Source organism: Filomicrobium sp. (genome assembly GCF_025698805.1).
GTDB classification, from domain to species: Bacteria; Pseudomonadota; Alphaproteobacteria; order Rhizobiales; family Hyphomicrobiaceae; genus Filomicrobium; species Filomicrobium insigne.
The window spans coordinates 14,182-28,065 of sequence record NZ_JAILWT010000005.1; the positions used below are offsets into that span (position 1 = coordinate 14,182).

Below are 13,884 nucleotides of genomic sequence, written 5' to 3' on the forward strand. Positions count from 1 at the left end.
GTCGCATCAGTCGCCGTGTCAATTAGGATTTGCGTTGTCCGAGGTCCTTAGGGGCTACGGGAGGGAGGTTGCGCCACGGCGGAACCTGAAAAAGGCGTTATGAAAACCGAACTCGTACAATACGGAGCTTTGCCTTACGTCGTTGTCGACAACGAGCCACTGATTTGTCTTGTGACCACTCGGGAAACGAAACGATGGATCATCCCGAAAGGTTGGTCGAAGGTCGGTATGCCGGACTCGACGGTCGCGTCACGGGAGGCCTTCGAGGAAGCGGGCGTCTCAGGGACGATAAGCGAAAAAGTCCTCGGATCGTACGAATATCGTAAGAAACTACATGCTTTTGCTTATGCAAAGTGTCGAGTTAGCGTTTTCGCGCTGCATGTCGATCGTCAACTTCTCGATTGGCCGGAGCGGCGGCAACGTCAAATTGCTTGGCTTGTTCCGCATGACGCTGCAAACCGTGTCAGCGAACGCGGTTTAGCCAATTTGATTGCTGCGTTCGCATACGAGGAAGTATGAGGCGCACGACCGTAATTCCTTTGAAGCCGAGCGTTGACGCCGCGATCTTGACGATGGTCCATAAAGTTCAATGACAATTTCCAACGACGGCAGACTGGTTCGAGGGAGCGCAACACCTGCAACCGACGAGGCGGGCGATGTGGCTCAGCCGGTCTTGCGCAAAGACTCTCTTGATAAAGATCTGCGAAAGATCGCACACCTTGAGGAAGCGACCCGGTCGATTTCCTTCGGGCTTATGGCTCCAGGCTTGGCGCTGCTGTTTCTCGCGTTTGCTGGAAGCGTTGCTGCAATTTACATCGGTGCGGAACCGAACGCTGTCGTCATCATAGCTGCCGCGGTTATCGGCGGCTATATGGCCCTCAATATCGGCGCGAATGATGTCGCCAACAATGTTGGCCCCGCGGTGGGCTCACGCGCGATGACGTTGTTTGGCGCACTTATTATTGCGGCGATCTTCGAGTGCGCTGGTGCGCTTATCGCGGGTGGAGACGTCGTCGAAACCATTGCCAAAGGGATTATCAGTCCCAGCGTTCTGCCGAGTGAGCAGCAGTTTGTCTGGGCTATGATGGCCGCATTGTTGTCATCAGCACTTTGGATTCACCTCGCGACCTATATCGGTGCGCCAGTGTCGACGACGCATGCGGTTGTTGGCGGAGTCGTGGGCGCGGGCATTGCCTCAGTCGGCTTCGGTGCAGTGAACTGGACGACGATGGGGGCAATTGCGGCAAGCTGGGTTATATCGCCTTTGCTGGGCGGCGTGATCGCCGCGATATTTCTAGCCTTCATTAAAACGTACATTGTTTATCGTGACGACAAGATTGATGCGGCGCGTTTCTGGGTCCCGATCCTTATTGCGATCATGGCCGCGTCGTTTACGGCCTATCTGATAATGAAGGGGCTCAATCACATTTGGAAGCCCGACGGAACGATGCTCTTACTTACCACCGTCGCGACGTTTTTCGTGTCATTGGCAGTTCTGCGGCCTCTCATTCGCCGGCAATCGGAGGGGATGGAGAACCGTAACAGGTCCTTGCGAAAGCTCTTTCATGTTCCGCTCATCTGTTCGGCAGCATTGTTGTCGTTCGCCCACGGTGCCAACGATGTTGCGAATGCGATCGGCCCCCTTGCAGCTATTCTCAATGCAGTCGAGCAAGGTTCTGTCGGGGCGGCTGTGGATGTCCCTGTTTGGATTATGCTCATAGGAGCGCTGGGTATCAGTATCGGCCTATTTCTCTATGGGCCCCGGCTCATACGAATGGTCGGTCAGCAGATCACGAAGATGAATCCGATGCGCGCCTATTGCGTCGCGCTGTCCGCGGCGATCACCGTTATTCTCGCTTCAGCGCTGGGTTTGCCGGTTAGTTCCACGCATATCGCGGTCGGTGCGGTTTTCGGGGTTGGGTTTTTCCGTGAATATTATACGACCCACAGCCGCCGCCGCCGCGAGTACATGCTCAAGAAGAACAAAGGGAAAAAACAGACGGCGCGCCACTACGTGGTTGACCCCCAAAAGTTGCAGCGCCGGAAGCTTGTTCGCCGCTCGCACTTCATGGTCATTGTCGCAGCTTGGCTCGTAACGGTTCCCGCAGCGGCAACCCTTTCGGCCATCCTCTATACCGTCATTATGCTTTGGCAGGGTTGAGTTGCTGTTTGTTTATCGAATGATATCAAAATTTTTGAACGAACGACGTAAGAGCCGCGTGTTTGAAGCAATTTGAGCTCTAGTAGGGTTGACTGCGACAGGCAGGCGCACCATCCTTGCACCGCAATGTAAGTTGGCCCGTGGCAGAACCGTGTGTCTCAATATGCCACCGGAAATCGAGAAACGATCCGAAGAGCCAACACTGGGAGGGCGCCGGCTTGGCCGAGACCCTGTCAAGAATGATAGAATACTGCATTAGGCAGTAACGGTCCGAACATGTATGGACGGGAGCGGCTTCGGCTCCGCTTGCAGATCCCTAAGGGGTCGGCGCGCGCCGAATGTATCCGGGAGCCTAACTATGAGTGATGACTCGGTTGAAACTGAGGAATTGAAAATTACACCTTTGTATGACCTGCATATAGAGCTTGGCGGTCATATGGCGGAGTTCGCCGGATACGACATGCCGTTGCACTTTGGTAATGGGCTGTTGAAGGAACATTTACACACGCGCACCCAGGCCGGATTGTTCGACATCTCGCATATGGGACAGATCCGGATACGCCCAAAATCTGGCCATATGGCAGATGCCGCGGAAGCCCTGGAACGGCTCGTTCCGGCTGACATTGCCGGCCTGAGTGTAGGCCAGATGCGCTATTGTCTCTTCACGAACTCACGCGGACGGATCCTTGATGACTTTCTCGTCATTCATGGTGGAGACCATTTTCTGCTCGTGACAAATTCGGGCCGCAAGAGTGCTGACGAAGCCTACCTGCAGCAGCACATTTCAGATGAGTGCTCGATTGAGCCTCTCGACCGCGGGCTCATCGCATTGCAGGGGCCCGAAGCCGAGGTCGCCCTTTCCGATGTCGCACCGCGTTGTGCCGAGCTGCGGTTCAGGGAGGCCGCGGAGTTCGAAATTCTTGGTGCGTCTTGTGTGGTCTCCAGATCAGGCTACACCGGTGAGGATGGTTTCGAGATTTCCGTTCCGGCCGACAGAGCCCGTGAGATTGCCGAGGCGTTGCTCGAGCACGAGGCCGTTGCCCCGATTGGATTGGGTGCGCGCAACTCGCTTCGTTTGGAAGCGGGCTTGTGCCTGTATGGTTGTGACATCGATGAAACGACAACACCCGTAGAGGCCGGCTTGAGTTGGGCTATTGCGAAATGCCGTCGTCCGGGTGGCACTCGCCCTGCAGGATTTCCCGGTTCCGACGTGATTTTACAGCAGCTCGAGAATGGTACAGGGCGGCGTCGCGTCGGGTTAAGACCTCTCGGGCGGACACCTCTGCGCACCGGCGCTCTCCTGGTCGCTGAGGAGGAAGACGAACTGGCTGTCGGAAACGTCACTTCGGGCGGGTTTGGTCCAAGCCTTGGCGGTGCGCCAATCTCTATGGCTTACGTGGATGCCTCGTTTGCCGTTCCGGGTGCCGGGGTCGTTGCGGAAGTTCGCGGGCAATTCTTGCCGGCTATGGTTGTTGAGCTGCCGTTTGTTGCCCCGCACTACAGACGTGGAAATGGGAACAGTTTACGGTCTAAGTGATGTCGGTGCTTAGGGCACTGTTCCTCAGTCAATTTCCCAGGGTGGTTTTGAACCAAAGCGTTTGACCAGGAAATCGATGAAGACGCGCGTCTTCGCCGCGAGATATCGGTTCGGTGCATAGAGTGCCGATATGCTCAAATCGTCTGGTGGATAATCTGCGAGTACGACTTGCAGGTCGCCTGCCCGGATCGCTGGGCCGATAATGAATGTTGGCAGGCTGGTGATACCGTGGCCGGCGATGGCCGCAACGCCCAGGATCTCTCCATTGTTGCAGCACATTTTTGAGTTTACCGGGACCGTGAGAAGTTTTTCGCCGTCTCGTAGACGCCATCGCTGCATGGCTGTGGCGTAGCCGTATGTCAGGCAGTCGTGGCGGGATAGCTCTGAGGGATGCGTTGGAATCCCGCGCTTCTCCAGATATGCCGGCGCGGCTGCGAGTACCAGACGTGCGGGTGCAAGTCGTCGCGCAATCAAGCTTGAGTCGGTGAGTTCTCCAATCCGGATCGTTATGTCGACGCCCTCGGCGATGGGATCGATGAAGCGGTCATTGAGCGTCATCTCGACGGATAAATCCGGATAGAGCTGCATGAACTCGGCGATGCTTTCGGCCAGGTAAAGCGTTCCGAACGATGTTGGAGCATTGATCTTGAGGATGCCTCGCGGTTCATCATGAAGACGCGAGATTTGGGCTTCTGTCTCTTCGACCTCGGCCAGGATCGAAATGCAGCGTTCATAGTAGGCCAGGCCTGCCTCTGTCGGGCTTACTCGGCGCGTGGTGCGATCAAGAAGCCGAGCGGCGAGGAGCGTTTCCAGTTCCATCACCGCTTTGCTGACGGCCGATCGTGTCAGCCCCAGTTCGCGGCCTGCCTCGGCGAAGCTGCCGGTGGCAACGACCTTCGCGAAGGCATTCATGGCGTCGAGCTTATCCATTTATTGGTTCCGTTTTGGAAGCAGTTTGGGTTTGATCCTCCCAATTGTATCCATGCGTCACGGATGTCAAATATCTCTCCAGATGCTGGGCGCTATGGCCTGGATGCAAAATGAAGAGGTTTGCCATGCTGACACTGCGAAGAGCTGAGGAGCGCGGGCGTGCCAACTTTGGCTGGCTCGACAGCCGGCACACGTTCTCGTTCGGTCACTATCATGATCCCAAACACATGGGTTTTGGTCCATTGCGCGTTATCAATGATGATCGGGTCGCTGGCGGCGGTGGGTTTCCCACACACCCGCACGCCGACATGGAAATCGTTTCCTATGTGCTGGATGGTGCTTTGGAACACGTCGACAGCCTCGGCACGGGATCCGTGATACGTCCTGGCGACGTCCAACGGATGTCTGCCGGTACGGGTATCCGCCATAGTGAATTCAACGCGTCTGCAGATAAGCAGGTCCATTTCCTGCAAATCTGGATCATTCCCGAGTCTCGCGGACTTGAACCGAGCTATGAGCAGAAAAACTTCAGCGACGATGACAAGCGCGGTGTTCTGAAACTCGTTGGTTCGGGGGATGGCCGTGAAGGTTCTGTGATCATTCATCGAGACGTCGATCTTTATGCGACGTTGCCTGGAAAGGGCGGAAGGATCACGCATGAGATCGCGCGGGGTCGTATCGGGTGGGTTCATATCGCCCGCGGTTCCGCGTCGGTCAACGGAGAAGACCTAAAAGCTGGAGATGGCGCTGCGATTGGGCAGCCGGGCAAGATCGAGCTGACAGGAACTTCCGATGAGGCTGAGATCTTGTTGTTCGATATGGCCATCTAATTGCGGTTACTCTACCGAGATCGCCGGTCGTGAGCCTGTGACCTTGTCGGTTTAGTCCGGTGTGGATACCGGCGCGCGGGCGGCGGTTCTCGGAGGTTCTTTCAGGAAATTCCTTCAGGAGCTACGAAGATGAATACAAATATCCATACCAGTCGAGCTATCGCCGATGACCGTGTATCCGTGGCCAGCGCGGAATTGAGTTGGACGATCGTGCGTGTCGCGACGGGTCTAATTCTAATGCCTCACGGCGCACAAAAGCTGTTTGGCTGGTTTGGTGGCGGCGGCCTTTCTGGTACGGCGCAATATTTCGAACAAACCTTCGGCTTGCATCCCGGCCTTTTGTTTGCAGGCGCCGCCGGACTGACCGAATTTGTCGGTGGTCTGTTTCTGGCGATTGGGTTTTTGACCCGGCTTTCAGCCGCCGCGGTTGTCGCGCTGATGAGCTATGCCGTCATCGCAGTTCATTGGAGCAACGGCTTTTTCTGGACCAACGGTGGCATCGAGTATCCGTTGCTTTGGGGGTTGGTGGCGCTTGCCATCGTCATTCGTGGCGGCGGGGAGTACTCGGTGGATCGTGCCGTCGGCTGGAAGTACTGAGCGTGTTGCCTCTAAGTGATCGAGCCGGGAAGCAGTCTGGCTTGATCATTTCGTTGGTGCTGGGCGAGAGCGTCGTTTCACGTTCGGTACGAGATGATAGAGCGTCATTGAACCGATGATCAAAATTGGAACGGCGAGGAACGCGCCGATCGGTCCCCAAAGCCAAAGCCAGAATGCAATAGAGACGAAGACGACGAGCGGATTGAGCGTCAGCCGTCCGCCGAGAATGGCTGGGGTTACAAATTGTCCCTCGAGTCCGTTGAGGGCGATGTACGCGATGGGTGGCGCCAAGGCCATTACCGAGTCGGGGAATGTGAGAAGTCCGACGCCGAGTAGGATGACCGCCATAACGGCTGGTCCGACGTAGACCGCGTAATTGAGAACCATGGCCAGCGCTCCCCACATGTAGGGCTGCGGGAGGCCGATGGCGTACATGGCGATTCCGACGCAAACGCCCAGGCCGAAATTAATGGCTGTGATCGTTGCGACGTAGCGGGACAAATAAGCTTCGGTGTCGCGCACAATACGTGCAACGCTAAATTGAAGTCTTCGTGTCGGAAGGAAGCGCAATCCGCTACGTTTCAAATTCGTCCGCGTCGCGAGAAAGAAATAGAATGTTGCGACGAAAATCAGCAATCTCGCAACCATGTCCGCCGCTGAGGATATAAGATCGGTAATAATCCCCTGCGGTTTGACCGTAACTTCCATCGGTTGGGCTTGCTCTGATTTCGCCGCATCCGAGACTTGCTTCTCGACCTGTTTCAGTTTGTCGATTGGCTCTTTGACCTTTAGCCACTGACGTTCGATGGCGTGAGTGATTTCGGGCAGGCGGCTCGACCAGTTTTCCAGCGGGACAGCGAGTGCGAAAATCAAAAACCCGACCAATGTCACTAGGCTCAGGACAATACCGCCGGCCGCTATACTCGGACGGATGCCGCGCCGTTCCAACCAGCTCGATATCGGTCCGAACGTGAAGCCAACCAGAACGCCAGCTGCGACAGGGGCAAAAATGTACTGTCCAAGATACAGACAGATGCCCAGCGCCATGACGAACAGGGCGATGGTTGAGAATTGCACGAAGCTTTGTGTGAACCGTCTCACCTCAGCGGGAGCTTGAGGGGCGGTGTCATAGTTTGGGCCAGTCGGCGCTTCAGCGCGCTCCGCCGCTGAGGGAAGCGCACTACCCACCGTATTTTGCGCCATGAAAATTTTTTCCGGTATTATTGACTTGTCACCTGATGTTCCGCGACGATCTACCCCTCGATAAAATCAGGTGCGGAGCCGAGACATTGCGGAACTGAACCAATCCCGAATTTTTTCAATCGCCGGCGTGGCGGCTTCGGTATCAATGCGCGAAATTGAATCGGCGACCTGTTCAAGACGCGACGTAATTGGCTTGAAATTATACTGCGGAATCGCCGAGACGGGAATGTAACGACTGACGTCAGGCAATTGAAAGTCAGGCAATCTCGAGAAGGCGGATGTCTGTTGACGACGCCTTGGCGTAATTGCCAATGCCAATAAGCACCCGGCGATTGCGGCAAGGGATACAGTTGTCCAGGGATGCTCGCGCATCGCGACTTCAGTTTTTGCACGTGCGCGCGCCATGCGGCGGTCAGCAACTTGGGCTACGACGCCGGCAAGTTGGGTCAGATCTTCACGCATCTCTTTGAGATTGAGATCCGTTCCGCGGTCGTTGGTAGCGGTGTCCGAGACATTCATCGTCGATCCTGACTGTGCAGAAAAGGAACCGGTTGATTGCGGATTCGACATATCGAGATCCCTTTAGTTGTTTGGAGTTCCGGAAGATCAGGGCGAGGCGAACCTACGACTTATAAATAGTGAACCGAACAACGTGCGAGCGTGCGAGAGGTTCCCCAATAGAGACCATGTTGTTTGTGCGGACCGCTCTTGTCAGTGCGGAACTCGCCAGGCTGTCGAACGTTCTCAAGTCACGTTTCATGTTGGCGCTGGCAGAGCAGAAAGGATCTTTCCCATGTCCGCACAATTCAATCCCGCTTCGAATGCTGAAGCAAAGCCTGAGGCGCAGGAAGCCCGGCGAGAGATTAAAGATAACTACGAAGCTATTCGCGCCGATATCGCAGACCTTGCGAGCTCGGTGAAGAAACTCGCGGGTTCGGAATTCGGCGGCGTTATCGAGGACGCGCAAGAAGGTGCACAGATGCGCCTTGGTCAGCTGGAGCGCTCTATCCGCGAGAAGCCAACCCAAGCGGCTTTGATCGCAGCAGGTGTGGGCTTTCTTGTTGGTTTGTTGATCGTTCGCTGAGCGTGAATGTCAAAGGACTTCCGCTGCGTTTTTCATCTTTCATAAGGTATCAGTGAAATGGCGACTTATCGTGACCCCATAGCAAGCACAGAGAGTGGTTCGCGGCTTTCAGGCAACGGGGACTTTCAAGGTCTGCAAGCCAAAGCCGGCGAAGCAATCGAACAAGCTCAGCATCAAGCCAAAGAGCAGCTTGATCAGCTGCAAGATGCAATCCGGCGGAATCCCCTTGCAGCCGCAGGTATCGCGGCCGGAGTTGGCTTTGTCTTAGCGCTCATTGCCCGTCGATAAATAGTCGGGAAACGGATATCCATGTTGACAAACCTCGTCGGCTACCTCGGCACACGTGTTGCTAAACGCACCGTCGATAATATTGAGCGGAAGGTCGTGTGGGGCGCAACCGGTGCGGTCTTGTGTACGCTCGCGCTCGTATTCCTCATGATGGCAGCATACCTGTATCTTTCGCCGTGGCTCGGGCCTGTGTGGAGTGCAGTGCTCTTAGCTTTGATCTGCGCGGTTTTCGGCGTCGCGGCGTTTTTCGCGCCGTCGATCTTAACCTGGCTTGAAAGACAGGCACACGGCGAGGAAAACGGCACCATGAATGCCGTCGATGAAGAGGCCCATGCGGCTGTTGATTATTTTGGACCGCTGCAGGTTGGATTGAGCGCCTTCATGCTGGGGCTGAGCGCTGGTCGAAGTGTTCGGGGTATGCGCAAGTAAGGACGGCGTACATCGGCGTATCAGTTGTCTGCATAGCCCATCGGATTGTTGTCCGGTGGGCTAATTTCGTGACAGCTTTGTCGTGAGAACTCGACCAGCATTCACTGCCTGTGACCAGAGCGTGCGCCAACGCGGGCGATCGGAGGCCGATTGGGTTAGGCAGCGCAGAAGACGCGACCGCTCCGCGTTGGGCATTACGTCCAACATACGTCCCCAAATCGCGTCGACATTGTAGGTCTGCTCGGGAGCTAGGACGGCCGGGATGATCTCCTCCGGGAGAACGCCGAGATCTTCAGCCACTGCGCCCATAGTTTCGCGTATCGCTACAGCCTTAGGGCTTGAGGGCTTGGCAAGATCGTATGGCGGGTTCCATTCCTTGAAAGGTCGCAGTTTATCGATGTGCGTTAATACGTACACGACAGGCGGGGGTGCGCGATCCGTCAATGCTTGGAGCTTATCTCTAATCATGCTGAGAATTTTACGGTCGGTTTCGCGGTCGGCCCGGGCCGCTGAGATCACCCACACCACAAGGTCGGAGGCTGTTGCACGCTCGATCAAGCGCGCCAACGCTTCACCCTCTTCAGTGACCCCGGGGCCATCCACGAGAAGTGCCGCGGGGGCGTCGTCGCGGCGTAGCTCGTGAAACGTATAGCCGGCAGGTGTGGGCAGCACATCTATCGCGGCGCTCACGTCGCCACAGAGGGCGTTGACCAAGCTCGATTTGCCAGCACCCGTTTGGCCTGCGATCAGAATGCGCACCGGTTCTGCAAGCGCTGGCATGCTTTCTCTATCAACACGCGTGGTGTTGGTTACGGTTGTTTCGAGTTCTCTCGCGGTCACCTTCATGCGTCCGCTGTAAAGATCTATCGCGGCGCGGCCGACTTCCTTGACGTAGACTTGCGCAATCTTCTTTGAGGCCGCGATGCGGATGTTGTCGAGCATCTGCCGCTGTGCTTGCTCGCGCATTTCGCCACCGATTGCGGAAAGCGGATTCACGACGCCCCGTATGATGCGGTAGATGTCGTACGCCCGCTCGGCAATGGTGATGGCTGATCGCCACCTGTAAATGCTGAGTGCCTGGGCGACGGTGAGACGATCGCCGTAAGGTATCGAGTCGTTAAAGAAGCCACGAAGCTGGCCGCTGACCCGTTCCACTAACGCCAAAGCTTCGGGGACGGTGAAGCGCCATAACGGATCTTTCGCTGATGGATGCATCCGGCGCGCGACGGTTTCTACCGTTTTCGTTCCCAGTTCAATTATTGCGTCGCGGTTTGTCAGACGGTCAGTCGCAACATTTTCCGCCAAAGTATTCACGTCGTCCCAGGCTTCGAGTTCGCGGGCTGTCCACATTGGGTCGGTATCCGCGGGGATGTCGGATTCTGAGCGCGCGGGGTCCTTTTGGGCCAGTTTGTCGGCTTGGGTAATCGTGCTTCCAAGTATCCAACGCTCAAGCCCATAGACGACCAATGTAACCCCGCATGCCGCGGCGGCCCATATTAGGATCGCGTTGTTCTGCCAAAGCCAAATGCTGCCGAGTATTACGAGTGAGGTGATTGGCAAGACCAATGCGATCAGCAGCATAGCGGCGCGCACGTAGGTTGCACCCCACTGACTTTTCGTCTTCCGATCGGTCATTTGCTGGAGTCTCCGCTCGGGTTAGGAAATTCCCGATCCTTTACCATGCGCAGAGCTTCGGCCAGCGCTTCTGCATAAGCCAGACGTACAGCCCCTGGTTCGCTTGATCCGGCTTTTCGGCGTCGTGCGAAGACGCAGGCGGCACGGCCGAGAGCGTATGTCGTGGTGAAGCTCATGGCCGCGGCTGCTGCGGCACCTGCTGTTTGTCCATACACGGGGATTAGCTTTGCGAGTTGGCGTATTCCGTAGCTGCCGGCGTAACGCGCTAAGAGACCGCCGCCCAGAGCAGCGGCGAACTCAGCGTAGGCTCTTCGGTCCCACGGTATTCCGTAGAGCTCAGCGACCTTATGTAGAAGCTTCGCTTGTACAGCCGGGACCGCGACCGCGCCTGCAATGGGTACCACGTCTGCAGCCGCAGCCGCTGTGGCGTAACCTAGAATATAGGGACGGGCGCGTCGCCGTATTGGTTCGTCGGCGTCACTGCGTGCTTCGGTGAGCGCTGTAACGAGAGCTTGAGGTGCTATCCGTTCGAGAGCTTCGTGAAGTGCGGTCAAGCCATATTCGACCGGCTTATAGCCATCTTCTGGTTTGGTGAAATCTATGGGTACGAATGCGATCAGCCCGTCGCCTGGCAGGTTTTCGAACATACGACGTTGATGAGCGAGACTTCGGATCAGATCGTTCGGGACGCCTGCAGCTGCGAGTTTGGACTGATCCGTCGTCGCGAAAGGATAAGGGTCCGGATGCTGCATCGACGGATCGTAAGCTTCATGGAGCGAGGTTTGCGCAACGATGATGGGCCAAGAGCTGTGACGCTGACGGACTTGCTTCAGAGCGTCGATAATCGCTTGCTGCTGGTGATCAAGCGCCTTGATGACAACAATGAGTAAGTTCGCGTGGGCTTCTGCAAAGGCAAGATCTTCACTGGGGTCATAGGACGCTTCACCCAAACCGCGCGTGTCGAGGAAGCGGATGAGAGGTGCTTCGGGTGGGAAGTCGTAAATTCGCGCTGATGCAGTGCATGGCCGGAAGCCGGAACCTACGGGCGCGTCGGCCGTGGGGGTCAGTGCGCGAATGATCGAACTTTTGCCCGATTGGACCTTGCCTAAAAGCCATACGACTGGCGCCAGGGATCGAGCCTGTTCAGCCACGCGCTCATCTTCCCTCAGTTCTTGAGCCTGAGCGGTTTTCTGCCGGTCTGTTTCGGTGTTCCGCGAACGTTGGGACCAGGGTAGACGCTTCCAGGCCTGCGCGAAAACACCGTTGTCTGATTTGGGCATTCGACCTCGATGATCGGGAGCAGCGTGTCCGCGCTACTCTATTGAAAACTCCTGGAAGCGTGCTTTCGTTTCGTTTGAAAGTGGCAACTTCATTGAAGGTTCAGGTGGCTTCTGGTTAGCGGCAGTTGACGTTTTCCCTCTCGTCAGGAAACCACAGCTTAAGCTGTCAGTCCTCTAGCGGGAGCCACGTTACTTGAGCGGTGGCCAACGGGACATAGGTTGCGCGGCTCGCATATGCAAAGGAAGGTGCGATATGGGTCTTCTCGTCGACGGCGCTTGGCAGGATCGCTGGTACGATACTGAAAAGACGGGTGGACGTTTCGAGCGCCAAGCCTCTCAGTTTCGAAATTGGATTACTGCTGATGGTTCGGCCGGCTCAACTGGTGACGGCGGTTTCAAGGCCGAAGGGGGTCGGTATCATCTTTATGTCTCATACGCTTGCCCGTGGGCGCACCGAACGCTGATCGCGCGGCAAGTGAAGGGGCTTGACGATATTGTTTCGGTCGATGTTGTGCATCCGGTCATGGGGAAGGACGGTTGGACGTTTGCGGCGGACTTCGACGGCGCGACGGGCGATCGTGTCAACCATACCCAAAGACTTTATGAGGTCTATCTGCTCGCTGATCCAAAATTCACGGGACGCGTCACGGTGCCAACGTTGTGGGACCGACAAACACGGCAAATCGTCAACAACGAGTCCTCTGAAATCCTACGGATGTTCAATTCCGCCTTCGACGATGCAGGCGCATCAGGACCTGATCTTTATCCTGACACGCTGCGTGAAAAGATCGACGATGTTAATGCCAGGGTCTATGACACGGTCAACAATGGCGTCTACAAGGCGGGGTTCGCGACCTCGCAACGCGCTTACGAAGAGGCCTTCCGTGAACTCTTCGCTACGCTCGATTGGTTGGATGACCGTTTGAGCCACCAGCGGTATGCAGTCGCTAATTCCACTCCGACGGAGGCGGATTGGCGCTTGTTCACGACGCTGGTGCGCTTTGATGCGGTTTACTTCGGTCACTTCAAGTGCAACTGGCGCGAGATCCGCAACTATCCCGCCCTGTCAGGATACTTGCGTGATCTCTACCAGCATATGGGGGTGGCGCATACTGTACATTTCGATCACATCAAGACGCACTATTACGCGTCACATCAAATGATCAACCCGACGCGGATTGTTCCGGTAGGGCCTGAATTTGATCTGGATGCGCCCCACGATCGAGCGACGTTATCGTAGTGGCCCTGACCGCCCGTTACTCCGCAGCGTGATGTTGTGGCGTTGCGCTACGCTCCATGACTTCGATGATGCTTGAGCAAAAAGAATCGAGATCGCCAGGGTTGCGGCTGGTCACAATATTGCGGTCCACCACAGCGGGTTCGTCTACCCATTCGGCGCCGGCGTTCATCATGTCCTTCTTGATGGACTGGTAAGACGTCGCGCGTAGCCCGCGAGCGATATCGGCTTCGATCAAAAGCCACGGAGCATGGCAGATTGCTGCGATTGGCCTGCCGGATTTGGCGAAGGCGCGGACAAATTGAACGGCCTTTTCGTTGACGCGAAGCAGATCAGGATTGATCTGGCCACCTGGGAGTACGAGCGCGTCATAATCGTCTGGGTCTGCGTCGGACAAGTTTACATCCACATCGACGTTGCCGCCCCAATCGTCACCGTTCCAACCACGGATTTTTTCCTCTTCTGGGGAAACAATATCGACCTGCGCGCCGACCTCCTTCAGTCGGCGCAGAGGTACGAGCAGTTCGGATTGCTCAAATCCGTTCGTGGCGAGGATTGCGATTTTTGACCTTGCGATGTTCATACGGCCTCCAATCATCACTAATGTTTCTTATTTTGGGCACGGACGCCATTCCAGCGACTGGAGTAGCGCTCCACGTAGGTTGGGATAATC

At 56.2% G+C, this 13,884-nt stretch carries 15 protein-coding genes; 9 read left to right on the top strand and 6 right to left on the bottom strand.

All coding sequences use genetic code 11. The annotated features are described in order from the left end of the window. Positions 1-99 precede the first annotated feature (99 nt). The 3 genes from K5845_RS13570 to gcvT all read left to right on the top strand — a co-directional run bounded on the left by K5845_RS13570 (position 100) and on the right by gcvT (position 3,698). Positions 100-519: an NUDIX hydrolase gene (locus K5845_RS13570; RefSeq protein WP_046477076.1), complete on the top strand. Its 420-nt coding sequence runs from the start codon at positions 100-102 to the stop codon at positions 517-519. 70 nt (positions 520-589) lie between these two features. Next, positions 590-2,161, top strand: a complete 1,572-nt coding sequence (locus tag K5845_RS13575; RefSeq protein WP_287959227.1) for an inorganic phosphate transporter — start codon at positions 590-592, stop codon at positions 2,159-2,161. Between the two features lie 358 nt (positions 2,162-2,519). Further along, positions 2,520-3,698 (top strand): glycine cleavage system aminomethyltransferase GcvT, encoded by a 1,179-nt coding sequence (gene gcvT, locus K5845_RS13580; RefSeq protein ID WP_090227122.1) that lies wholly within the window; start codon positions 2,520-2,522, stop codon positions 3,696-3,698. Positions 3,699-3,722: 24 nt separating this feature from the next. Here the strand turns inward: gcvT and K5845_RS13585 are convergent, their stop codons facing one another. After that, positions 3,723-4,628, bottom strand: a complete 906-nt coding sequence (locus tag K5845_RS13585) for a LysR family transcriptional regulator (RefSeq protein ID WP_046477072.1) — start codon at positions 4,626-4,628, stop codon at positions 3,723-3,725. 125 nt (positions 4,629-4,753) lie between these two features. On the opposite strand from K5845_RS13585, the gene K5845_RS13590 reads away from it, so the two are divergent. Next, positions 4,754-5,458 (top strand): pirin family protein, encoded by a 705-nt coding sequence (locus K5845_RS13590; RefSeq protein ID WP_046477070.1) that lies wholly within the window; start codon positions 4,754-4,756, stop codon positions 5,456-5,458. Positions 5,459-5,587: 129 nt separating this feature from the next. Further along, positions 5,588-6,055 (top strand): DoxX family protein, encoded by a 468-nt coding sequence (locus K5845_RS13595; RefSeq protein ID WP_046477068.1) that lies wholly within the window; start codon positions 5,588-5,590, stop codon positions 6,053-6,055. Positions 6,056-6,100: 45 nt separating this feature from the next. On the opposite strand, the gene K5845_RS13600 is transcribed toward K5845_RS13595, so the two are convergent. Continuing rightward, positions 6,101-7,258, bottom strand: a complete 1,158-nt coding sequence (locus tag K5845_RS13600; protein WP_052743707.1) for an AI-2E family transporter — start codon at positions 7,256-7,258, stop codon at positions 6,101-6,103. Positions 7,259-7,324: 66 nt separating this feature from the next. Then, complete coding sequence (locus K5845_RS13605) at positions 7,325-7,828, bottom strand: DUF883 C-terminal domain-containing protein (protein ID WP_046477067.1); 504 nt, start codon at positions 7,826-7,828, stop codon at positions 7,325-7,327. Positions 7,829-8,051: 223 nt separating this feature from the next. Here K5845_RS13605 and K5845_RS13610 point away from each other — a divergent pair, with 223 nt between their 5' ends. The 3 genes from K5845_RS13610 to K5845_RS13620 are packed head-to-tail and all read left to right on the top strand — an operon-like array spanning position 8,052 to position 9,059. Continuing rightward, entirely contained in the window at positions 8,052-8,342 is a 291-nt protein-coding gene (locus tag K5845_RS13610) for a DUF883 family protein (RefSeq protein WP_046477065.1), read from the top strand. Positions 8,343-8,399: 57 nt separating this feature from the next. Then, a complete protein-coding gene (locus K5845_RS13615; RefSeq protein ID WP_052743706.1) occupies positions 8,400-8,630 on the top strand; it encodes a glycine zipper domain-containing protein in 231 nt (76 codons plus the stop codon). A gap of 21 nt (positions 8,631-8,651) precedes the next feature. Further along, entirely contained in the window at positions 8,652-9,059 is a 408-nt protein-coding gene (locus K5845_RS13620) for a hypothetical protein (RefSeq protein ID WP_046477063.1), read from the top strand. 60 nt (positions 9,060-9,119) lie between these two features. On the opposite strand, the gene K5845_RS13625 is transcribed toward K5845_RS13620, so the two are convergent. Together K5845_RS13625 and K5845_RS13630 are read right to left on the bottom strand one after the other, a co-directional pair. Then, complete coding sequence (locus tag K5845_RS13625) at positions 9,120-10,694, bottom strand: GTPase family protein (protein WP_287959228.1); 1,575 nt, start codon at positions 10,692-10,694, stop codon at positions 9,120-9,122. Further along, a complete protein-coding gene (locus tag K5845_RS13630) occupies positions 10,691-11,974 on the bottom strand; it encodes a GTPase family protein (RefSeq protein ID WP_287959229.1) in 1,284 nt (427 codons plus the stop codon). Before K5845_RS13630 ends, K5845_RS13625 begins: the two co-directional genes overlap by 4 nt. 253 nt (positions 11,975-12,227) lie before the next feature. Between K5845_RS13630 and K5845_RS13635 the strand changes: the two genes are divergently transcribed. After that, positions 12,228-13,214, top strand: a complete 987-nt coding sequence (locus K5845_RS13635) for a glutathione S-transferase family protein (RefSeq protein WP_287959230.1) — start codon at positions 12,228-12,230, stop codon at positions 13,212-13,214. 16 nt (positions 13,215-13,230) lie between these two features. On the opposite strand, the gene K5845_RS13640 is transcribed toward K5845_RS13635, so the two are convergent. Further along, the gene (locus K5845_RS13640; RefSeq protein WP_170832413.1) at positions 13,231-13,794 is read right to left on the bottom strand and encodes a type 1 glutamine amidotransferase domain-containing protein; all 564 of its coding nucleotides are present in this window, start codon (positions 13,792-13,794) and stop codon (positions 13,231-13,233) included. Positions 13,795-13,884: the final 90 nt, after the last annotated feature.

Excerpts from the sequence above, each read along its gene's own strand:
- K5845_RS13640 (WP_170832413.1), bottom strand. The coding sequence starts at position 13,794 with ATGAACATCGCAAGGTCAAAAATCGCAATCCTCGCCACGAACGGATTT.
- K5845_RS13570 (WP_046477076.1), top strand. The coding sequence starts at position 100 with ATGAAAACCGAACTCGTACAATACGGAGCTTTGCCTTACGTCGTTGTC.
- gcvT (WP_090227122.1), top strand. The coding sequence starts at position 2,520 with ATGAGTGATGACTCGGTTGAAACTGAGGAATTGAAAATTACACCTTTG.
- K5845_RS13605 (WP_046477067.1), bottom strand. The coding sequence starts at position 7,828 with ATGTCGAATCCGCAATCAACCGGTTCCTTTTCTGCACAGTCAGGATCG.
- K5845_RS13635 (WP_287959230.1), top strand. The coding sequence starts at position 12,228 with ATGGGTCTTCTCGTCGACGGCGCTTGGCAGGATCGCTGGTACGATACT.
- K5845_RS13630 (WP_287959229.1), bottom strand. The coding sequence starts at position 11,974 with ATGCCCAAATCAGACAACGGTGTTTTCGCGCAGGCCTGGAAGCGTCTA.
- K5845_RS13620 (WP_046477063.1), top strand. The coding sequence starts at position 8,652 with ATGTTGACAAACCTCGTCGGCTACCTCGGCACACGTGTTGCTAAACGC.
- K5845_RS13625 (WP_287959228.1), bottom strand. The coding sequence starts at position 10,694 with ATGACCGATCGGAAGACGAAAAGTCAGTGGGGTGCAACCTACGTGCGC.
- K5845_RS13610 (WP_046477065.1), top strand. The coding sequence starts at position 8,052 with ATGTCCGCACAATTCAATCCCGCTTCGAATGCTGAAGCAAAGCCTGAG.
- K5845_RS13575 (WP_287959227.1), top strand. The coding sequence starts at position 590 with ATGACAATTTCCAACGACGGCAGACTGGTTCGAGGGAGCGCAACACCT.
- K5845_RS13585 (WP_046477072.1), bottom strand. The coding sequence starts at position 4,628 with ATGGATAAGCTCGACGCCATGAATGCCTTCGCGAAGGTCGTTGCCACC.
- K5845_RS13590 (WP_046477070.1), top strand. The coding sequence starts at position 4,754 with ATGCTGACACTGCGAAGAGCTGAGGAGCGCGGGCGTGCCAACTTTGGC.
- K5845_RS13595 (WP_046477068.1), top strand. The coding sequence starts at position 5,588 with ATGAATACAAATATCCATACCAGTCGAGCTATCGCCGATGACCGTGTA.
- K5845_RS13600 (WP_052743707.1), bottom strand. The coding sequence starts at position 7,258 with ATGGCGCAAAATACGGTGGGTAGTGCGCTTCCCTCAGCGGCGGAGCGC.
- K5845_RS13615 (WP_052743706.1), top strand. The coding sequence starts at position 8,400 with ATGGCGACTTATCGTGACCCCATAGCAAGCACAGAGAGTGGTTCGCGG.